This window comes from Sphingomonas faeni, from assembly GCF_040407505.1.
GTDB classification, from domain to species: domain Bacteria; phylum Pseudomonadota; class Alphaproteobacteria; order Sphingomonadales; family Sphingomonadaceae; genus Sphingomonas; species Sphingomonas faeni_E.
On record NZ_JAPZPQ010000002.1, the window covers coordinates 193,127 to 213,117 of the forward strand.

Sequence of the window (19,991 nt, forward strand, 5' to 3'; positions counted from 1 at the left end):
GAACCATGGATCATTTCGCCTATCGTGACGGTGTCATGCACGCCGAGGACGTCGCCCTGCCGGCGATCGCCGAGGCCGTCGGCACGCCCGTCTACGTCTATTCGACCGCCACCTTCCGCCGCCACGCGCAGGTGTTCCGCGACGCGCTGAAGGGCGCCGGGCGCGTGCACCTGGCCTATGCGATCAAGGCGAACCCCAACGTCGCGGTGCTGCGCGTACTGGCCGACGAGGGCTACGGCGCCGACGTCGTCTCCGCGGGCGAAATGCAGCGCGCACTCGCGGCGGGGATCCCGGCCTCGGATATCGTGTTCTCGGGGGTCGGCAAGACGCGGCGCGAACTGGCGCAGGCGCTCGACGCGGGGATCGGCCAGTTCAATCTCGAGCTGGAGGAGGAGGGCGAAGTCCTCGCCGCCCTGGCCCATGCGCGCGGTGAACGCGCGCCGGCGGTGCTGCGCGTGAACCCCGACGTGGACGCCGGCACGCATGCGAAAATCTCGACCGGGCGCAAGGAGAACAAGTTCGGCGTCGCGATCGACCAGGCTGTAGCGATGTTCGACCGCCTGTCGAAGCATGACGGGCTCGACCTGCGCGGTGTCGCGATCCACATCGGCAGCCAGCTCGCCGACCTCGCGCCGCTCGAGGCTGCGTATGCGCGGATCGGCGAGTTGGTCGCGGAATTGCGCGCGGCGGGGCACACGATCAGCCGCGTCGATCTCGGCGGCGGTCTCGGCGTGCCCTACAAGCCCGACGACGTGCTGCCGAGCCCGGCGGATTATGGCGCGATGGTCGCACGCGCGACCGCCGACTGGGACGTCGAACTCATGTTCGAGCCCGGCCGCGTGATCGCGGGCAATGCCGGCGTGCTGCTCACCGAGGTGATCTGGGTGAAGCCTGGCGTCGTGAACCCGTACGTGATCGTCGATGCGGCGATGAACGACCTCGCGCGCGTCGCGATGTACGACGCGTATCACGACTTCGTCGCGGTCGAGCCGAGCGGCGATCGGATGATCGCCAACATCGCCGGGCCGGTGTGCGAGACCGGCGACACCTTCGCGATGGGCCGCGATATCGACGCGGTGAAGTCGGGCGATCTCGGCATCTTCCGTACCGCCGGAGCGTACGGCGCGACGATGGCGTCGACTTACAACAGCCGCGCGCTGGTGCCCGAAGTGCTGGTCGATGGCGACCGGTTCGCGGTGGTCGCCGACCGCATCCACCCGGAGACGATCCTGGCTGCCGAGCGCGTGCCGGAATGGCTCAAGCGGTGATACTCCAGAGCCTGCCGCTGTTCGTGAGGCTGGCAGGGCGCCCGGTCATTCTGCTGGGCGAGGGCGAGGCGGCGGATGCGAAGCGGCGGTTGCTCGATCGTGCCGGCGCGGATGTCGTCGGCGAAGATGCTCTGGCGTCGCTCGCGATCGTCGCGATCGACGACGAGGACGAAGCTCTAGCGGCGGTCGCGCGACTTAAGGCGCGCGGCATCCTGGTCAACGCGGTCGATCGTTCCGCATTGTGCGACTTCACGCTGCCCGCCATCGTCGATCGCGCGCCGGTGCTCATCGCGATCGGCACCAGCGGCGTGTCGGCCGGGCTGGCGGCGGCGTTGCGGCAGCGGCTGGAGGCGCTGATCCCCGCCGATCTCGGCAAGCTGGCACTGGCGTTGCAGGCTGCGCGGGGGGCCTTGCGCAAGCGCTGGCCCGATATGGGGGAGCGTCGCCGTGCGCTGGCGACGGCGATGGGGGCGGGCGGCATGCTCGACCCGCTGTCGCCGACGCATGACGTGGACGCATGGCTGGCCCCGACTGCTGCGCCCGCTGGAAAGCGCGACGTAGCGATAACCCTCGTTCTCCTGTCCGACGATCCCGAGGACCTGACGCTCCGCCAGGCTCGCGCTCTCGCCAGCGCCGACCGGGTCTATCACCGCCCCGACGTACCCGCGGCGATCCTCGACCGCGCCCGTGCCGATGCCGCGCGGCTGTGCGAGGCGATGCCCGCCGATCCCGGCACCGGCCTGTCGGTCGAAGTCGAGATGGCACGATGAGCGGTTTCGCATTCCGGATCGTCGATGGGAAAGCGACGCGCGTCGACGTCAAGGAAGCGCTCACCTGCACCGCCGACCTCGTCTGGGTGCATTTGTCGACCACCGCCGAGCATGCGCAGGCTTGGCTCCGCGACGAGGCGAAGCTGCTCGACTATGTCGTCGACGCGCTCACCGCGACCGAGACCCGACCGCGCTGCGAGGCGGTTGGCGATGGCGCGTTCCTCAATTTGCGCGGGCGATCGAAGGAGGAACTCGACACCTCCGACCTGCTCGCGTCGGTGCGGATCTGGGCGGTGAAGGGCCGCGTCTATTCGGTCACGCGGAAGCCGCTGATCGCGGTCGCGGAGGTCGAGAAGATGGTCGAGCGTCACGAGGTGCGCGATCCGGGCGACCTGATTGCCGCGTTCGCCACCGCGATCACCACCGATCTCGATCCCGATGTGGCGACGCTCGGTGACGAACTCGACGATTGCGAGGAACAGCTCGACGCCAACCGCGTGTTCGAACTGCGCCGCGCGGTCAGCAAGGTGCGCGTCGCGGCGATCGGCTACAAACGCTTCCTAAGCCCGCAACGCGCGGCGCTGGAGAAGCTCGCCGCGCTACCCGGCGACTGGCTCGCTGACGACGACCGGTTGCATCTGGCGGCGGCGGCGGACCGCGCCGCGCGGATGGCGGAGGAGCTGGAATCGATCCGCGAACGCTCGGCGCTAATCCACGAGACGCTGACCGACCTGCGCGCCGAACAGATCGACAACCGCTCGCTGATCATCTCGATCGCGGCGATGGTGTTCCTGCCGCTGACGTTCCTCACCGGCCTCTACGGCATGAACGTGAAGGGCCTGCCCTATGCCGAGGAGCCGTGGGCCTTCGACGCGATCGCCGGAGCCTGCGTGCTGATCGCGGTCGGTGTCGTGGCCTATTTCTCCATGCGCCACTGGTTCAAGCGGTAGCGTCTACGCGGCGCTGGCGGTCCGCCACGCCTGCGCGATCTCGTCGAGCATGTCGGCGGAGTCGCGGAACGGCTGCGGGTCGTGGCCGAGCGAGGCGTTGATCACGGTTTTCCGCGCGCCGCCATATAGTCGCGCGAGCGTTTCCGAGACTTGTCCGCCTTTCTCGAAGTCGAGCCCGGCTTCGAGTGCGAACAGGATCGCGGTAGCGCGCGTGATCCGCTCGCTCTTGATCGCGAACTTGCGCTTTTCGCAGGCCCAGGCGGCAGCGCGCAGGGCGGCGACCAGTTCCTTGTAGAGCAACTGGACGAGCGCAGGGCCGTCGGCGGTAGCGGTCTGGCCGACCGCGTCGATCTGGCGATAGGTCGCGAACGGGTCGCGCATCAACGTGCTGGCGTAGGTCACGAATCCTTGTTCCACGCGGCAATCTGGTTGGTGAGGAAGGTCTGCGTCGATTTATACGCCGACACGCGCGAATTCATGCTGGCATATTGCTGCGTCAGGCGTGTGGTCAGCTGCGCGGACTGGTCGGTGACCTTGTCCTGCTGCTTGGCGACATCGGCCTCCGCCGCGGTGTAGCGCACGGTCGATGCGCCGAGGCCGGTCACCGTGCTGGTCGCGCTGGTGGTCAACGCCGTCAGCGTCGCGGACAGGCCGAGCGCATTGGTGCCGGACGGAGCGAACATCGCCTCGATCGTGTCGGGGTTCGCCGCAAGCTGCTTGGCGAGTAGCGCGGAATCGACCCGCAGCGTCCCGTCGGTGTTGGTGGCGACGCCGATCTCCGACAACGATCGCGGAAGCCCGGCGATCGCGCCACCGACCAGCGGCTTCGACACCAGGGCCTGCAACGACCGCAGCAGCGATTTCGCGGCGGGGTCCGCGCGAAGGTTGCCGGTGATCGGATCGGTCTGTTCGGTGATCGTCTTCAGGACCTCGTTATAGGTCGTGACGACATCGTTGACCGCTTGCGTCAGCGCGTCGGTCGGGGGCGTGCTGGTAAGCGAAACGGGGACGGTGGATATGCCGTTGAGCTGGAGCGTCACGCCGGTCACCAGGTCGCTGACGGTGTTGCTCGGGCGCTCGACGGCGATCCCGTCGACGGTCAGCTGCGCGTTCTGCGCGGTGGAGACGAGGCTGGTCTTCGTCGCCGTGCTGCCGCCGATGTCGAGCGCGTCGCCCTTCTCTCCCTTAAGCGTGAAGGCGTTGGCGCTGCCGGTCGCGCCCTTGACCGAGAGATACGCGCCGCCGTTCGCGTCGGTCACGACCGAGGCGGTGACGCCGGTCTTGGACGCGTTGATACCGGCGGCGACGGCGTCGATGCTGCCGTCGCCGACGTCGATTACGGTGTCCTTGCCGCCGACGGTCAGCGTCAGCGCACCGGTGCCGAGCGATGTGGCGCGATCCGCAGCGGCGACGGCGGTCGTCGTCCGCGCGACCTGTCCAGTGGCGAGGCGGGTGACCGTGATGCTCGACGACAGCCCTGACAATTTCGCGCCCGAGGTCGCGGTGGCGGACAGGATCGCGGCATTCGAGCTGGTCGGCTGGGTCTGCAAGCTGCCGCCCTTCACCAGATTGGCGAGCGCGGTCGAAAAGCCGGTCATCGTGCTCTTGAGCGTACCGACGCCCGAGATCTGCGCGGTGAGCGTGTCGGACTTGGTCTTCAACGCGGCCGTCCGCGCGGCGAACTGTGCGGAGACCAGCGAGGTGACCAACGTGCCGGTATCGACGCCGGAGCCCGCGCTCAGCCCCTTCAGCAGTGCCTGCGTCGCGTCGTTGACGGCACTTTGCGCGGTAGGAGTGGGTGTCGGTGTCGGCGTGGCGGTCGTGCTGGTGGTCGAAGTTACCATCGTGAAATCCCTGCACGTGCGCGCTCGTCTGTTAGAACGGCCATGCGGCGCGAATGTTTAGGCCTGTTTCATGCCGTTTTCGTCGAACCGCGCATCCTTCGGCACGGTGACGAAGGGTTGAACCCCGCCGGCCGTGCCGCCCGCCGCCGCGTTCAGCCCGAAGACGAACGCCAGCACGGTCGCGATCGCCGTGTAGAGGTCGTCGCGGACCTCCTGGCCTTCCTTGCTCGTGTAATAGACGGCACGGGCGAGCGTCGGATATTCGAGGATCGGCACGCGGCCTTCGCCGGCCAGTTCGCGGATCGCCAGCGCGGTCGCGCCGCGCCCCTTGGCGACCACCACCGGCACTTGGTCCTTGCCACGATCATAGCGCAGCGCCACCGCGAAGTGCGTCGGATTGGTCAGCACGACATGCGCCTCCGCGACCGATTTCCGCAAGCCGCCGCTCGCCATCGCGCGCATCTTGGCCCGCATCTGGCCCTTCGCCTCGCCGTTGCCCTCGGTCGACTTGTGCTCGTCTTTCACCTCCTGCTTCGACATCCGCATCTTGCCCAGCCGGCGGATGATCTGGATCGGCAGGTCGATGCCGGCGATCGCACACAGCCCGAACGCCATCGCGATCAGGATGCCCTTGAAGATCCCGCCGAGCGTCGACAGCGCCTGGTTGAGATCGGCGGACGAGGCTAGGCCCATCGTCGAATGCGCCGCGTTCCACAGCATCCAGCCGCCGATCGTGCCGAGCAGGATCACCTTCAGCAACGACTTGCCAAGTTCGATCCAGCCGTTCGCGCCGAAGATGCGCTTGAGTCCAGCCGCTGGATCGACACGGCTGTATTTGGGCGCGAGCAGACCGCCGTTGAAGCCGAGTGAGCCTAGCCCCGCCTGGCTCAGGATCGCGGCGCCGATGCTGACGATGAACAGGGTTATGAGCGATGGCGCGAGCTTGCCGCCGGCTTCCATCAGCGGGTGCCAGGGGGAGAAATCCTCGACATCGGCATGCGTGAACTGGAAGCTCGACGTCATGATCGCCTTGCAGGCGGTGATCAACGTCGGCCCCGCGTAGATCAGCCAGGCAACGCCGGCGAGCATGCTCAAAGCGGTCGCGAAATCGCGCGATTTGAGGATGTCGCCTTTCTCGCCCGCATCCTTCTTGCGCTTGGCGGTTGGTGCTTCTGTCTTTTCGCCCGAATCTTCCGACATCAGCCGAGCACCAGGTTTTCGGTGGCGGCGAGGCCTTCGCGGACGATCACGAGCATGTAGTCGCCCATCGTCGGGAACGCGATCGCCAGCGTGACGACGCCGACCGCGAGGCTGGCGGGCAGGCCGACCGCGAACAGGTTGAGCGAGGGCGCGGCGCGGCTCAGCATGCCGACGACGATGTTGAGGCAGAGCAGCAGGAAGCCGACCGGGAGCGCGAGCAACAGTCCGGCGAGGAACGCGTAACCGCCGAAGAACGCGATCGCCTTCAGGCGCTCGACGCCGATCCACGCGGCGCCGGGGGGGAGCACGTCGTAGCTCTTCACGAGCAGGTCGATCAGGATCAGGTGGCCGTCGACCGACAGGAACAGCAGCGTCAGCATGATCGAGAAGAACTGGCCGAGGGCAGGGGACGACTTGCCGTTCTGCGGATCGATCGAGGACGCGAACCCGAGCCCCATCGCGCCGCCGATCACTTCGGCCGCGATCATCGGCGCGGCGAACGCGATCTGGAGCACGAAGCCGAGCGCGAGGCCGACCAGCGCTTCGGCGGCCGCGGAAAGGATCGTGGTGACCGCGAAGATGTTCTGCGGTGGGGTGATCGGGTGGGCTGCGAGGACAAGGAACCCGATCGCGCCGGACAGCGTGACGCGTACGGTGAGCGGCACCGAGACGTTGCCGAACACCGGTGCCGCGATGAACGTCGCACCGATGCGGATCATCACGAACACGAGCGCCCAGAGCTGTGGCTCGATAGAAAGGCCGAAGCCTAGCATCAGTAAGTTCCCCTCCCGCTTGCGGGAGGGGTCAGGGGAGGGCGCGACGTACGTACTGGCGTCCGGTCGGTGGGGCACGCCCCTCCCCCGACCCCTCCCGCAAGCGGGAGGGGAGCAGTAAGTGTGGTCGCGTGTTCAGCATGGTCCCGCCGCGGCAAAGCCGCGTCGTCGGACCTCGGCCGTGCCGAGGCCGGCCGGGCTTGCGCTGGCAGCGCGGACGTGGCCGCGCTGGGGCTGCGCCTCACTTAACCAAGTCCGGAATGCGCTCGAAGATTCCGATAGTGAAATCGCTCAGCAACCCCAGAATCAGGCTCCCGAAGATCAGGATCGACACGGCCACGACCACCAGCTTTGGCACGAACGACAAGGTCTGCTCGTTGATCGACGTCGCCGCCTGGATCATCCCGAGGATCAGCCCCGCCAGCAGCGCCGGGATCAGGATCGGCGCGCTGGCGAGCGCGAGCACCCACATCGTCTGATTGGCGACGGTCAGGAAATATTGCGCGTCCATGCTCTCAAGTCGCGAACGAGTTGGCGAGGCTGCCCATCGTCAGCGCCCAACCATCGACCAGCACGAACAACAGCAGCTTGAACGGCATCGAGATGATCGTCGGGCTCAGCATCGCCATGCCCAGCGACATCAGCACGGTCGCGACGACCAGATCGATGACGATAAAGGGCAAGAAGATCAGGAAACCGATCTGGAACGCGGTCTTCAGCTCGGACGTGACGAACGCGGGGAGCAGCACCGAGAACGGGATGTCGGTGGGCGTCGCGTAGGGGCCGGATTTCGCGATCTGCGCGAACATCGTGACGTCCTTGATCCGCGTCTGCTTGACCATGAACGCGTGCAGCGGGACGCCAGCGGTGGTGATCATCTGCGTGCCGGCGAGTTGCCCCGCGGCATAGGGCTGGATCGCGGTCGTGTTGATCTGGCTGATCGTCGGCGCCATGATGAAGAAGCTCAGGAACAGCGACAGCCCGAGCAGCACCTGGTTCGGCGGCGTCTGTTGCAGCCCGAGCGCCTGGCGCAGGATCGCGAGCACGATGATGATCCGCGTAAAGCTGGTCATCATCAGCAGGATGCCCGGCAGGACCGTGAGCAGCCCCATGATGATGAGGACTTGCAGGCTGAGCGACAGCGAGCCGCTCTGGCCGGTATTGCCCGCGGCCTGACCTCCGAGCTGGCCGAGCGCGCGATCGACCGCGTCGCCGACGGCGGGGTTGGTCGGGGCGGGGACGGCCTGCGCAAAGGCGGGCATCGCGAGGAAGAGGGCGAGCAGGATCGCGAGGCCTATCCACACCAAGCTGTTTCCCCGCGAACGCGGGGATCCAGGGTTACGGAGCGCACCGTTCGTGGCTCCTGGATTCCCGCGTTCGCGGGAAAACAGGGAGGGTTTGGGAGCGAGGAACAGCGAAGGACCCGAGCCCTTGCGCGTCACCGTCGGACGAGCGACCGCGCTCATGCGTCGACCTTGTCGATCAGGTGCACGCCGCCGCGGCCGACTGAGACGAGCAGCCGGCGGCCCTCGAAATCGATCACCGCGAGGCGCAGGCCCGGCGAGATCATCATCGTTTCCTTGACGCCGATCAGCCGCGTCGAGGGCTTGCCCGGGATCCGGCTCTCGAACTTGCGCCACAGATACAGGCAGCCGAACATCAGTCCGCACACCAGTGGCAGCAGGATGACGAGCTTGAGGATGTACGTCCAGAGCATCGGGTTCAGCCGCGCTTGTCGGGCGACACGAGTTCGGTCATCCGCACGCCGAAGCGCTCGCCGACCGTCACCACTTCGCCGCGGCCGATCAGCGTGCCGTTGACGAAGACGTCGAGCAGTTCGTTGGCCTGGCGATCGAGCTCGATCACGCTGGATTCGCCGAGCGCGAGCAGCTCGCGCAGCGTCAGGCTGGTCGAGCCTATCTCGACGGTCAGCTTGACGTCGACATCCTGGAGCAGCCGAAAATTGGCGGCGACGGCAGCATCTACGGGGAAGCCTCCGGTCATGTCGTTCATGCTGCAATTCCTTCGTCGAAACGGGTAATCGAGGTAAGCTGGATGGCGGCGAAGCCGTTGGACGTGCCGACCGTACCGCAGCCGAGCCGGTTGTTGCCGACCATCACCGGCACGTCGCCCGAGATGGTGATCGGGATCACGTCGCCGGGCTTCAGGTCCATCAGCATTGTCAGCTTGACGACCGGCTCGGCGAGTACCGAGCGGATCGGGAAGCGCACGTTCATCGCGGCCCGAGTCAGCTCGGTGCGCCAGGCCGGATCGGGCTCAGCCGACTTGCCGACGACCTTCGCGGTCAGCGACGGTGCGTGCGGCTTCAGCGCGGAGACGGGGTAGACGAGGTCGAGGAACACCGGCTTGCCCCCGTTCGAACCCGCGCCCGCGGCGATGCCGAAGCGCGTGACGATCATCGCGTCCTCGCCGTCGAGATCGGCGATCATCGCCGGGTTCACCTCGACGCGGGTCGGCAAGAAGTCGAACCGCGCCATCGGCTCCCACGCGGTCTTCAGCGGCGCGGCGATCATCTGGCCGATCCGCGCGACCATCGCCTCGGCTGCGGGCGAGAATTCGGTCGGCAGCACGTGCGGCGCGGCACCGGTGCCGCCGAAGAACATGTCGAGCATCTCGAGCACGAACTTGCCGTCCATGATGCACAGCGCCTGCGCCATCCCCGGCGTCATGATCAGCGGTAGCCACGCGGTCAGCGCATCGCTGCGTTCCGCCCGGTAATCGGTGAAGCGCTGGACCACCAGCGGCTCGGCCCAGCAGCGGACTTCCTGGCGCAGCAACGGCTCGAACACGCCGCGCAAACCGCGGGCAAAGCGTGCCGAGAGATGCTGCAACGAATGCAGATCGCCGAACGGATTGAGCTTGGCCGCGCCGAGCACGCCTTGGTGCAGCACGCCGTCCTTGGGCGCGCCGGAGCGGTCCCGGTCGCGTCGCTCGCGTGTCTTTGCTGAGGCCTCGTTAACCATGCCTCACTGAACAACGAAACTGGTAAAGTAAACGTTACCGATGCCGCCGAAGCCTTCCTTCTGCTTGAGCGTATCGTTGATCGCTTTCGCCAGCCGGACCTGCAATTGGCGCTTGCCGTCGCTGCTCATCACCTGCTCCTCGGTGGTGTCGCCGAGCGCCATCAGGATCGCCGACCGGACCGCGATATCGTTGGTTTTCAGGTTGGTGATGACGGTGTCGTCGTACGGTGTGGACACCGCGACGCCCACCTGGACGAAGTGCACCGAGTCCTGGAGATTCGAGGTGAAATCCTTCTCCAGCGGGTAATAGGTCGAGGCGTATTTGTCGCCGCCCTGCCCTGCGGGGGGCTTCATCCCATGGTTTTCGGGGGCTGCTTCCTCGCCGCCATGACCACCGCCCTCGCCGCCCTCGGTCGGGTGCTTCTGCTCGCTCTTGGGCACGAGCTTGGGCTTGCCGTCCTCTGCTTCGGTCGCGTGCTTGCCACCGCCGAGCAGCCCTGCATTGGACGCATAGACGCCCGCGCCGACGCCACCGCCGACCAGCACCAGCAGCGCTACGCCGCCAATCAGGATCGTCTTCAATTTGCCCTTTTTCTTCGGGGCGGCGTCGGGCGTTTCTTTTGTGTCGCTCATGATTTCAGGGTCCTTCGGTTCAAGCGATTCGGATGTCGTCGGGGGCGTCCGCGATCACGGTCGAGACCGGAGCGGTGCGACTCGGGGTTTGCGGAGTCGCGGGCGCGCGCTGCTGTTGAGCGCCGCTGTCGCCGAGCGAGCCTTGCGAAAGTTTCAACCCGCGTGCTTCGGCGAGTTCGGCGAGCCGTGGCTGCGCGTCCGCCAGCAACGTCCGCGTCGCGGCTTGCTCGGCGATGAAGTGGACGCGCACCGTGTCGCCATCGGTCTTTACCGATACGTCGATCGCGCCGAGCGCGTCGGGGACGAGGCGGATACGCGTGTCGACCGCGTCGGCGGCGTCGCGGAGCATCTCGATCCGCTCGATCATCGCGTGCGGCCATCGCTCCTGGCGCATGTCGAGTGGCGCCTGCTGCGAGTCGGCGACCTTGATTTCATGCGTTGCGGTCGCGCCGACCGGAGTCAGTGGCGTATCGGATGGGGCGGCGGGGGTATCGGACTCGTCGCGCTTCTTGGTCGCCGCCTGAATCGCTGCGCCGAACACCATTGCCGCCGACGCGACCGTACCGAGTTGCGGCTGGACGATGTCGGGTTGTGCGATGGCGAGGGCGACGGGGGCCGTATCCAGGGTGGCCCAACGCGGCGCGTCGGTCGTCGGCGTGTCCACCGGCGTCTGCACGGCCGTCTTTACCGGTGGCATCGCAGCCATGATCGCAGCGGCGAGCTGCGTTGCGGGTGTGCCGCCGGCTTGGGCGGGTGCGGAGGGCAGGGGTGGTTGTGGCTCGGCCGGAGGAGGCGTGCCGGCCTGCGGCTGCGATTGCGCGAATGTCGGTCGCTGCACGCTAGTTGGTTGGTTGCTGGTTGCATCAAGGATGCGTGCACCGGGAAGGGAAACCTCCAGGGCAGGGGCGGGCGTCGCGACGATCGGCTGCCACACGAACGCGGGATCGGGCGCGATGACAGGCGGCGGCAAGGCGTTGCCGGTCGCGGCGTCGTCCTGCCGGGGCTCGTCTTCCGGCGCTGCGGCGGAAGGTTCGGGTTTCGCCTCGTCGCTGACCTGCTCGAAGGTACCCGCGAAATCGCCCGACTCGCCGCCACTCTTTGCAGCAGAGGCGCGAGGGTGGAGGGGGACGGTACGGGAAAGGGTCGCGGTCTGGATCATTCTGACACTCGCGTTCGGGCTCATGCTCCTCGCTCAGCAAGGATCGTGCCGAACCTTCCGGAAGGCGGGTGCGTCTTCCATTGCGCGGATCGCTTTCAGCACGGCATCGGCGTCGGCGCGGGCGAGCAGCTTCTCGACGGCGGTCTGGTCGCGCTTGGCGGCGCGCGTGGCCTCGGCAGCGCGCTCGACATGATATTCGGCCGCCTGCACGCGCTCGACCGCGGCGTTGGCGGACTGTTGCAGGCGATCGCGGTAATGTGCAGCGGCGCCGAGCGACACGGCGACCTGCGTTTCGTGCACCGGCGCGACGGCTTCGGCGAGCAGAGCAATGCGGCCCGACAACGCCTGTTCGCTGGCGAACTTGTCGTGCGCGCGCGCTTCGTCGGCGCGGGTCAAACCGAGCTGCAGCGTGCGGACGCGGTGGATGCGCGCCAGCGTCTTGCCGCGGGCATCCGCCATGTCAGCCGCCGAACACGCCGGTCAGTTCGGCGACCGCATCGTTCAGCGAGACGTTCTCGTCGGCGTCCTGGCGGATATATTCCATGACCGCCGGGTGGCAGGCGATGGCGGCGTCGATCGCCGGATCGGCGCCGTGGCGGTACGCGCCCATCAGCACGAGATCGCGGTTTTCCTCGTACGTCGCGAGGTGACGGCGCAGCGTGCGCGCGGCCTTGGCGTGGTGCGGGGGGACGATGTCGGTCATTACGCGGCTGACCGACGGGCCGATGTCGATCGCGGGATAGACGCCGCGCTCGGCGAGGTGGCGGTTGAGGACGATGTGGCCGTCGAGGATCGAGCGGGCGGAGTCGACCACCGGGTCGTTGCCGTCGTCGCCATCCGCCAGCACCGTGTAGATCGCGGTGATCGAACCGCCGGTGTGGACGTCGACGCCCGCGCGTTCGATCAGGTTCGGGAGCATCGCGATGGCGCTGGGCGGATAGCCGCGCGCGGACGCGGGTTCGCCCAGCGCGAGGCCGATCTCGCGACCGGCATGCGCTACTCGGGTCAGCGAATCCATGATCAGCAAGACCTTCTTGCCCTCGTCGCGGAAGGATTCGGCGATCGCGTGCGCCCGCAACGCACCGCGGATGCGGAGGACGGGGGAGTGGTTGGCGGGGACCGCAACGACGACCGAACGCTTTCGCGCAGCGCCGGCGACCTTGGTTTCGAGGAAGTCGGCGACTTCGCGGCTGCGCTCGCCGATCAGGCCGATGACGATCACGTCGGCCTGTGCTGCGCGGACGATCATGCCGAGCAGCACCGACTTGCCGACGCCCGAGCCGGCCATGATGCCGACGCGCTGGCCCTGGCCGATCGTGAGCAGGCCGTTGATCGCGCGGACGCCGACGTCGAGCGGTTCGAGCACGCGGCCACGATCGAGCGGCGACTGAAGCTTGCCGGCGAGCGGCCAGCGCCCGGCACCGCGGATCGGGCCGAGCCCGTCGATCGGCTTGCCGGCGCCATCGACGACGCGACCGAGCATGGCCGCGCCCACTTCGGCCTCGCCCGGCGCGCCGATCGGCTTGACCGGTGCGCGCGGGAGGAGCGCGGCGGCGCCGCCGAGGTTCATCATCAGCGTGCGGCCGTTGCGGAAGCCGATGACTTCCGCTTCGACGCTCGCCGCGCCTTCGCCGACCTGGCAGACGGTGCCGACGGGCAGCGTGAGGCCGACTGCTTCCATGAGGAGCCGGTCGAACGAGGCGAGGCGGCCGGAGACCTTTGGCTTGGCGGTGAAATCGGCGTTGGAGAGGGTTTCGAGATAGTCAGCGGTGAAGCGGTTCAGCATTTGGGCACCGGCACGCGGTCGATCGCCTGCGCAAGTTGATCGAGCCAGAGTTCCGGGCCGTCCTCGACGATGGTCGACGCGCTTTCGAGCACGAAGCTGCCGCGCGCGACGCCGGGATCGCCTGCGGCGAAAATGGTCTTGGGCAACCGGCCTTCGAGCAATGCGACGTCGTCGGGATGAACGCGGAGCAGCGCGGATTCGGCAGAGTCCGACAGGAGTTCGGCGGCGGTCTCGATCCGGCCCGCAAGGACGTCGGGCGCGATGCCGACTTCGCCGACGAGTTTCGAGACGAGGAAGAGCACAGTCTGGCGAAGCTGCGCCGCAACGCGATCGCGGTCGATCCGGTCGTTGCCGAGCGCGGTGGCAAGGTCGCCGAGCAACGCGCCATCGCGTGCAGCCGTCTCCTGTGCGGCCGCGGCCGCAGCGGCGAGACCCTCCGCATAACCGGCAGCATGCGCGTCGGCGAGCGGATCGATGAACGACGATTCACTCACCGGATCGAGCGGATCCCAGCCGGCGGTCGGGTTCACGTCCTTGTCCGCCGGGCTGAAGTGGCGTGGCGCGCTTGGCTCCGAGGAAAAGTTCGGCGCCGCGAAGTTCGCGGGCCGCAAAGTCGCACGCTCTCGAATATCCGCAGCCGCAAACCCGGCGGGCGGTGCAAATGCGCTCGCCAGGACGTTGGCCGTCGTCGTGTGGCGCGACGCGAAGCCCGCGGTGAAGCCGTTAGACATAATCGTCTTCCCCCCCGCCCATCTGGATCGTGCCGTCCTTCGCGAGGCCACGCGCGATCGCGATCATCGCCTTTTGCGCCTCGAGCACTTCGGCGAGCTTCATCGGCCCACGTGCCTCCATCTCGTCGCGGATGCCGTCAGCGGCGCGCGCCGACATGCAGCCGAGGAAGCGGTTGCGGACGCCCTCATCGACGCCCTTCAAGGACTTGGTGAGAATCTCGCTGTCGACGTTGCGAATCAGCGCGCCGAGATTCTTGTCGTCGAGCGCGAGCAGATTGTCGAAGACGAACATCGCCTCCTCGATCGCCTTGGCCACTTCGCGGTCGATCTTGAACAGCTTCGGCATGACGCGCTGTTCGGTGGCCTTGCGCGCGCCCGACAGGATCTTGGCGGCCTCGCGCGTGCCGCCGAGCGTGACGCCGACCGACCCGGGCGCGGCCGTGGTACGGTTGGCGAGCACGATCTTCAGCGTCTCGACTGCCTCGGGCGTGATCGGACCCAGCCGCGCGATGCGGTGGAGGATGTCGGGCTGCACCGCGTCGGGCAGCAGTTCGAGCACCTGGCCGCCGATCGACGCGTCGAGATTGGCGATCAGCACGGCCGCGATCTGTGGATGCTCCTTCTCGATCATCGCCGCGATCTCAGGCGCGTCGAGCCAGTCGAGCAGTTCGAGTTCGCACGCGGCCTCGGGCGGCGTGATGCGCGCGAGTACGCTTTCCGCTTTCTCAGGCCCGAGCGCGCGGTTCATCACCGCCTCGATCTGCGGGCGCGGGTCGAAGCCGATCGCGGTCCGCTCGCGGGCGCGGCCGACGAAATCGTCGAGCACGTCCTCGACCTCCTGCTCCGACACGTCGGCGACCTTGAACATCGCCGCGCCGAGCTGGCGGACTTCCTCGGGCTCCAGCTTCTGGAGGATGGCCGCAGCCTCCTCCTCGCCGACGAGCATCATCAGCACCGCAGCGCGCTCGACACCGGTGTAAGTGCGGATCGCAACGTCGCTCACTTGGCGTCGGCCTTGATCATGTCACGCACCGCCAGAGCTGCGCGAGTCGGATTGTCGCGGGTGAAGCCGCGGACCGCGCCGATCCGGTCGTCATAGCCGCGCGTGTTCTCGAGCTGGTCGAGGCTTACGGGGGCGGCGACCGCCATGCCGTCTCCGCTCGCCGCGCCGCTTGGCTGGCCGAGCGCAGGGCGCGTGCCGGCGTCGTCGCGCTTCTTCATCAGTGCCTTGGCGATCGGGCGGACGCCGAGCAGCAGCACCAGCAGTGCGATCAGGATCGCGGTGCCATTGCGTGCCAGCACCGGCAGCCAGGCATTGTCGTACCACGCCGGGCCGCTCGTCGCGGTCGCATCGGCGCCAGCGAACTTGCGGCTGATGACCGTCACGTTGTCGTTGCGTGCCTGGTCGAAGCCGACCGCGCTCTTCACGAGATCGCTGATCTGGTTGATCTCCATCGCGGTGCGACGGCCCTTGTCGGGATCGCGCAGGAGAACGGCGACCGACAGGCGCTTTACCCCGCCCGGCGTGGCGCGCGTCACCGACACTTCGCGGCCGAGGTCGTAGGCGCGCTGATACTGGTCGGACTGCTTCATCGCATCGGGTGCAGCGCCGCCAGCGACCGGCTGAGCGCTGCCCGACGCGCCGTTAGCGGCTTGCGGCGTCGATAAGGTGCTTGCCGCCGGTGGCGTATTGCTCAACGCACCCGGAATACCGCCCGGAGCCCTAGCCGCGCCGTCCTTCTGGTTACCGGTCCAGTTACCCGTCTCGGCGCGAAGCACGCCCTGCTTCTCATAGCTTTCGCGCGTCGCCTGGCTCTCGTCGAGATTGACATCGGCCTGCACTTCCGCGGTGAAATTGCCCGCGCCGACCAACGGCGTAAGCAGCGCGATCAGCTGGGTGCGATACTTGTCCTCGACGCGGCGCTGAATGTCGATCCGCGCGTCGCTGGCTGCACCCGCGCCGTCGTTGCCGCCGGCCTTGGTGAGCAACGCGCCCATCTGGTCGACGATCGTCACCGCCTCGGGCTTCATCCCCGGCACCGACGAGGCGACGAGGTTGATGATCGAGCTGACCTGCGCATCGCTCAGCGACCGGCCACCCTGCAACTTCAGGATCACCGAAGCCGACGGCGCGGCGTTGTCGCGGACGAACACCGAGGCTTCGGGCATCGCGAGATGCACGCGCGCTTCGGCGACCGCGTCGATCTCCTCGATCGACTTCGCCATCTCGGATTCACGCGCCTGGCGGAGGCGTTCGCCTTCAACCGCGCGCGATACGCCCATCGGCAGCTGGTCGAGGATCGCATATCCACCCGGCGCTGCTTTCGGCAGGCCCTGGCCCGCAAGCAGCATCTTTGCGCGGCTGTAATCCTCTTCGCCGACGGTCAGTGCACCAGTGCCCTCGTCGATATGGCTCTTGATGTTGGCGGTCGTCAGCGCGGACGTGACCGCGGCCTTGTCGGAATCGGGCAGGCCGCTGAACAGCGTCTTCTGCGTCGGCGTCGACAGGCTCATCCACGCAAGCGCGGCGGCCGCAATGAGGCCGACCATCAGCGCCATCGGCAGCGAACGGCGGACCGCGGGCTGCGCGAACGCCCCCTTGATCTGCTGGAGGGGATTGGCGAACCGTTCGGTCGCGCCGGATGTGGGGATGAGTGCGGTGCTCATGTCAGACCGGCATGCTCATGATATCCTTGTAGGCGGACAGCAGCTTGTTGCGGACCTGCAACGTCGCCTCGAACCCGACCGACGCCTGCTGGCGGGCGAGCATCACTTTCGCGATGTCGACCGTCTCGCCGCGCTCATAGCTTTCGCTGAGCTTGGCGGCCTGGGTCTGGCCGTCGTTGACGCTTTTCAGCGCGGTTTCCATCGTGTCGGCAAAGCTGGTCGGCTTGACCGTATCGGTCGGTGCGACATTGCCCGACGCCCCGGCACGCGAGAGCGCCTGGTTGCGTTCGAGGATCTGCGACCTGAGCGCCATGACGCGGTCGACGCTCATCGCGCCGCCGCCAATGCCTGAGATGCCACTCATGCCGAGGCCGCCCAGTTATGGACGCTGCCGATATCGTCGCCCTGCTCCCGCGCCTTGGCGAGGCGGTAGCGCAGCGTGCGTTCGGAAATGCCGAGGCGCTTTGCGGTTTCGATCCGGCTGCCGTTGCACGCCTTGAGCGTCTCGCGGATCGCCGCGAACTCGCTCATCTGGACGATGTTGCCCAAGGTCCCGGGGGGCGTCTCTGGCTCCGCAGGCGCTGCGACGGGCGTGATCGGCGTCACTACCGCAGTGCGCTGGAAGGTCATCGTCACCGGGCGGTCGAACACGATGTGGTTCGCCTCGATCGTGTCGCCGCCGCAGAACAGCAGCGCGCGCTGGATCACGTTTTCCAGCTCGCGGACGTTGCCCGGCCAGTCGTGCAGCATCAGCTGCTCGATCGCGGCGTGGCTCGGCCAGGGAATGACGTTGCGGTTGCCGGCATGACGCAGGATCAGCGTCGCGGCGAGCGCGGGGATGTCCTGCGGGCGCTCGGCCAGCGACTTGGTCGCGAGCGGGAACACGGCGAGGCGGTAATAGAGATCGGCGCGGAACCGGCCGGCGGCGACTTCGGCGTGAAGATCGCGGTTGGCGCAGGCGATGACGCGCACGTCGATCGGCTGCGGCACCGAAGCACCGAGCGGCACGACCTCGCGCTCCTGCAACACGCGGAGCAGCTTTGCCTGCAACTGGAGCGGCATCTCGGCGATCTCGTCCAGCAGGATCGTGCCGCCGTTAGCCGCGCGGAAGAACCCGTCGCCACCGCTCGATGCGCCGGTGAACGCACCCTTCTGGTGCCCGAACAGCAGAGCCTCGAGCATCGATTCGGGGAGCGCGGCGCAGTTGATCGCGATGAAAGGCTTGTCTTTCCGCGCGGAGCCGTTGTGGATCGCGCGGGCGAGCACCTCCTTGCCCGTGCCGGTCGGACCGTTGATCAGCACGGTGATGTCGGCGGCGGCGACGCGTTCCGCAAGCGCGAGCAGCGCGAGCGATTCGGGGTCGGCAGCGGTCGGCATGTCGGCGCCACCGATCAGGGCGCGCGCGAAGCCGTTGCCGACTGCGGTGTCCTCTGCGGCAAAGCTGATCCGCGCCGGCGAACCGTCGCGCGAGGGGGTCACTTCACGCCCTTCGCAGCCGATCACCACGGTGCGCGCGGGGGCGGTTACGCCCTCGCCATCCGCGACCAGGAACAGGTCGTTCGCGCCGGGCTGCGTGGTCTCGAACGAGCCCACACCGAAGCCCTGCGCGCGCAGCGACGAAACGAGCGCATATTTCCGCGAAGTGACTGCGGCCGATGGAAAAATTGAACGCATTGAGTTCCCCCTGAACGATTCGGGGAATGCGGTATTGGTGGTAAACGCGCGGTTAAACCCTGCCGCTCCCGGCAGATTATTTCCGGGCGCGTCTCCGCGGGCACACTGGCGCTCGCTCGGACGCACGATCGCGCGCGCGGGCTCCCGTACGGGCGTGTGCGAAGCCCGGCCCCGGCTGCATTTTTTCGCTTAAGTCCGTCCCGAACCGGCCGTTACCCACATTGACGGATCGGCACTTCGCCATGGGGGCGGCGCGGATCGTCGAAGATCACGGAGATTTCGCAATGACTGTCATCGGTACCAACATCTCGGCGCTGCGCGCGACCAACGCGTCGACCAAGGCCTCGAACATGCTCGCCACCTCGATGGAGCGCCTGTCGACCGGCAAGAGCATCAACTCCGCCAAGGACAACGCAGCCGGCCTCGCGATCACGTCGTCGATGACGTCGCAGATCAAGGGCATGAACCAGGGCATCCGCAACGCCAATGACGGCATCTCGATGGCGCAGACCGCAGAAGGTGCGCTCGACGAGGTCAGCAACAATCTGCAGCGCATGCGCGAGCTGGAAGTTCAGAAGGGTAACGGTACTTACTCGGAGACCGACAAGGCCAACATCAAGTCAGAGCAGGACGCGCTCGCCAAGCAAATTACCAATGTGCTGAGCAATACCAAGTTCAACAACACGTCGCTTTTCAAGGGCACGACTGGCGGTCTCGCGGCTGATAGCAAGGACGTAAAAGACGCAACTGATCTCGTGGCGACGAAAAACGGCGCTGCGAAAGCCGCCGCCGATGCACTTGCGGCCAATCAGGACGACACTAAGACTGCAGGCTTGACTGAAACCGCGAATTCGACCGCGCTTGCTGCGGCCGCCGCAGTAAAGGCACGTGGTGCAATGAAGATCAACGGAGAGGCATTTACCGTGTCGATCCAGGCCGGTGCGAACAAGAGCGACGCGATCTCGCTCGATCTGGGTAGCGATTTAACTGCGGCCTATACCGCTGGAGTCGGTAACGCTCCCGCAAGCGGCGGCATCGGCAATGTCGTCAAGGTTGTTGGTGACGTATCGAGTGCATCGACCGAAGGTTCGGCTGATGGCATCCTCAAGGACTACGACAACGCGATCGCGCTCGTCTCGAACCGTCGCGCATCGCTCGGCGCATCGCAGAACCAGCTGCAGTCGGCGGTCAACAACCTGACCTCGAACGCGACCAACCTGTCGGACGCCAAGAGCCGCATCGAAGACACCGACTTCTCGGCAGAGACCACCGCGCTCGCCAAGGCACAGATCCTGAGCCAGGCATCGACCGCGATGCTGAGCCAGGCGAACCAGAGCCAGCAGAGCGTGCTGAAGCTGCTCGGCTAATCCGGACCGGCACCGGCACCAGCCCCCCGCAGGGTGACGGTGCCGGTCGGACCCGCCTCGCTTCCTGAAAGCGGGGGCGGAGAAAACCCTGGTGGCGCAAGCTGCCGGGGTTTTTTGCGTTTCCGTACAAGAGGCGGAACGCGTTCAGGACTGCGTCGCCAGCCTCGGGTTGAAAGTAGCAACGG

The 19,991-nt window shown here is 67.1% G+C and carries 22 protein-coding genes; 4 read left to right on the top strand and 18 right to left on the bottom strand.

The features are described from left to right. Positions 1 to 5: 5 nt before the first annotated feature. Genes lysA through O6X71_RS07420 form a run of 3 tightly spaced genes read left to right on the top strand, consistent with a single transcriptional unit; the run spans position 6 to position 2,988 of the window. Entirely contained in the window at positions 6 to 1,268 is a 1,263-nt protein-coding gene (gene lysA / locus O6X71_RS07410) for a diaminopimelate decarboxylase (protein WP_353465256.1), read from the top strand. Beyond that, on the top strand, positions 1,265 to 2,038 hold the full coding sequence (locus O6X71_RS07415; protein WP_353465257.1) for a precorrin-2 dehydrogenase/sirohydrochlorin ferrochelatase family protein: 774 nt from the start codon (positions 1,265 to 1,267) through the stop codon (positions 2,036 to 2,038). The genes lysA and O6X71_RS07415 overlap by 4 nt, the downstream gene beginning before the upstream one ends. Further along, entirely contained in the window at positions 2,035 to 2,988 is a 954-nt protein-coding gene (locus O6X71_RS07420; RefSeq protein ID WP_353465259.1) for a zinc transporter ZntB, read from the top strand. The genes O6X71_RS07415 and O6X71_RS07420 overlap by 4 nt, the downstream gene beginning before the upstream one ends. A 3-nt stretch (positions 2,989 to 2,991) precedes the next feature. On the opposite strand, the gene O6X71_RS07425 is transcribed toward O6X71_RS07420, so the two are convergent. The 18 genes from O6X71_RS07425 to O6X71_RS07510 all read right to left on the bottom strand — a co-directional run bounded on the left by O6X71_RS07425 (position 2,992) and on the right by O6X71_RS07510 (position 18,439). Beyond that, the gene (locus O6X71_RS07425) at positions 2,992 to 3,390 is read right to left on the bottom strand and encodes a flagellar protein FliS (RefSeq protein WP_082441390.1); all 399 of its coding nucleotides are present in this window, start codon (positions 3,388 to 3,390) and stop codon (positions 2,992 to 2,994) included. Next, the gene (gene fliD, locus O6X71_RS07430; RefSeq protein WP_353465260.1) at positions 3,387 to 4,832 is read right to left on the bottom strand and encodes a flagellar filament capping protein FliD; all 1,446 of its coding nucleotides are present in this window, start codon (positions 4,830 to 4,832) and stop codon (positions 3,387 to 3,389) included. Before fliD ends, O6X71_RS07425 begins: the two co-directional genes overlap by 4 nt. 57 nt (positions 4,833 to 4,889) lie before the next feature. After that, positions 4,890 to 6,032, bottom strand: a complete 1,143-nt coding sequence (gene flhB / locus O6X71_RS07435; protein ID WP_353465261.1) for a flagellar type III secretion system protein FlhB — start codon at positions 6,030 to 6,032, stop codon at positions 4,890 to 4,892. After that, positions 6,032 to 6,805 carry a flagellar biosynthetic protein FliR gene (gene fliR, locus O6X71_RS07440; protein ID WP_353465263.1) on the bottom strand — a complete coding sequence of 258 codons (774 nt, stop codon included), beginning with the start codon at positions 6,803 to 6,805 and terminating at the stop codon, positions 6,032 to 6,034. Before fliR ends, flhB begins: the two co-directional genes overlap by 1 nt. A 241-nt stretch (positions 6,806 to 7,046) precedes the next feature. Beyond that, a complete protein-coding gene (fliQ, locus tag O6X71_RS07445; RefSeq protein ID WP_055874447.1) occupies positions 7,047 to 7,316 on the bottom strand; it encodes a flagellar biosynthesis protein FliQ in 270 nt (89 codons plus the stop codon). Between the two features lie 4 nt (positions 7,317 to 7,320). Beyond that, positions 7,321 to 8,067 (bottom strand): flagellar type III secretion system pore protein FliP, encoded by a 747-nt coding sequence (gene fliP, locus O6X71_RS07450; RefSeq protein WP_258191442.1) that lies wholly within the window; start codon positions 8,065 to 8,067, stop codon positions 7,321 to 7,323. A gap of 200 nt (positions 8,068 to 8,267) precedes the next feature. Then, on the bottom strand, positions 8,268 to 8,522 hold the full coding sequence (locus O6X71_RS07455; RefSeq protein ID WP_056054129.1) for a flagellar biosynthetic protein FliO: 255 nt from the start codon (positions 8,520 to 8,522) through the stop codon (positions 8,268 to 8,270). A 5-nt stretch (positions 8,523 to 8,527) separates the two neighbouring features. Beyond that, positions 8,528 to 8,818 (bottom strand): flagellar motor switch protein FliN, encoded by a 291-nt coding sequence (gene fliN, locus O6X71_RS07460; RefSeq protein WP_056054132.1) that lies wholly within the window; start codon positions 8,816 to 8,818, stop codon positions 8,528 to 8,530. After that, positions 8,815 to 9,789 carry a flagellar motor switch protein FliM gene (locus O6X71_RS07465; protein WP_353465264.1) on the bottom strand — a complete coding sequence of 325 codons (975 nt, stop codon included), beginning with the start codon at positions 9,787 to 9,789 and terminating at the stop codon, positions 8,815 to 8,817. Before O6X71_RS07465 ends, fliN begins: the two co-directional genes overlap by 4 nt. 3 nt (positions 9,790 to 9,792) lie before the next feature. After that, entirely contained in the window at positions 9,793 to 10,422 is a 630-nt protein-coding gene (locus O6X71_RS07470) for a flagellar basal body-associated FliL family protein (RefSeq protein ID WP_353465265.1), read from the bottom strand. Positions 10,423 to 10,441: 19 nt separating this feature from the next. Next, the gene (locus O6X71_RS07475) at positions 10,442 to 11,581 is read right to left on the bottom strand and encodes a flagellar hook-length control protein FliK (protein ID WP_353465266.1); all 1,140 of its coding nucleotides are present in this window, start codon (positions 11,579 to 11,581) and stop codon (positions 10,442 to 10,444) included. Between the two features lie 33 nt (positions 11,582 to 11,614). Then, a complete protein-coding gene (locus O6X71_RS07480; protein ID WP_353465267.1) occupies positions 11,615 to 12,040 on the bottom strand; it encodes a hypothetical protein in 426 nt (141 codons plus the stop codon). 1 nt (position 12,041) lies between these two features. Beyond that, complete coding sequence (locus tag O6X71_RS07485; RefSeq protein WP_353465269.1) at positions 12,042 to 13,367, bottom strand: FliI/YscN family ATPase; 1,326 nt, start codon at positions 13,365 to 13,367, stop codon at positions 12,042 to 12,044. Then, entirely contained in the window at positions 13,361 to 14,098 is a 738-nt protein-coding gene (locus tag O6X71_RS07490; protein WP_353465271.1) for a FliH/SctL family protein, read from the bottom strand. Before O6X71_RS07490 ends, O6X71_RS07485 begins: the two co-directional genes overlap by 7 nt. Beyond that, positions 14,091 to 15,101, bottom strand: a complete 1,011-nt coding sequence (gene fliG / locus O6X71_RS07495) for a flagellar motor switch protein FliG (protein ID WP_353465272.1) — start codon at positions 15,099 to 15,101, stop codon at positions 14,091 to 14,093. Before fliG ends, O6X71_RS07490 begins: the two co-directional genes overlap by 8 nt. Continuing rightward, complete coding sequence (gene fliF / locus O6X71_RS07500) at positions 15,098 to 16,765, bottom strand: flagellar basal-body MS-ring/collar protein FliF (protein WP_353465274.1); 1,668 nt, start codon at positions 16,763 to 16,765, stop codon at positions 15,098 to 15,100. Before fliF ends, fliG begins: the two co-directional genes overlap by 4 nt. A gap of 1 nt (position 16,766) precedes the next feature. Then, positions 16,767 to 17,129, bottom strand: a complete 363-nt coding sequence (gene fliE, locus O6X71_RS07505) for a flagellar hook-basal body complex protein FliE (protein WP_353465275.1) — start codon at positions 17,127 to 17,129, stop codon at positions 16,767 to 16,769. After that, positions 17,126 to 18,439: a sigma-54 interaction domain-containing protein gene (locus O6X71_RS07510; protein ID WP_353465276.1), complete on the bottom strand. Its 1,314-nt coding sequence runs from the start codon at positions 18,437 to 18,439 to the stop codon at positions 17,126 to 17,128. Before O6X71_RS07510 ends, fliE begins: the two co-directional genes overlap by 4 nt. 284 nt (positions 18,440 to 18,723) lie before the next feature. Here O6X71_RS07510 and O6X71_RS07515 point away from each other — a divergent pair, with 284 nt between their 5' ends. Then, positions 18,724 to 19,806: a flagellin gene (locus tag O6X71_RS07515; protein WP_353465277.1), complete on the top strand. Its 1,083-nt coding sequence runs from the start codon at positions 18,724 to 18,726 to the stop codon at positions 19,804 to 19,806. Positions 19,807 to 19,991: the final 185 nt, after the last annotated feature.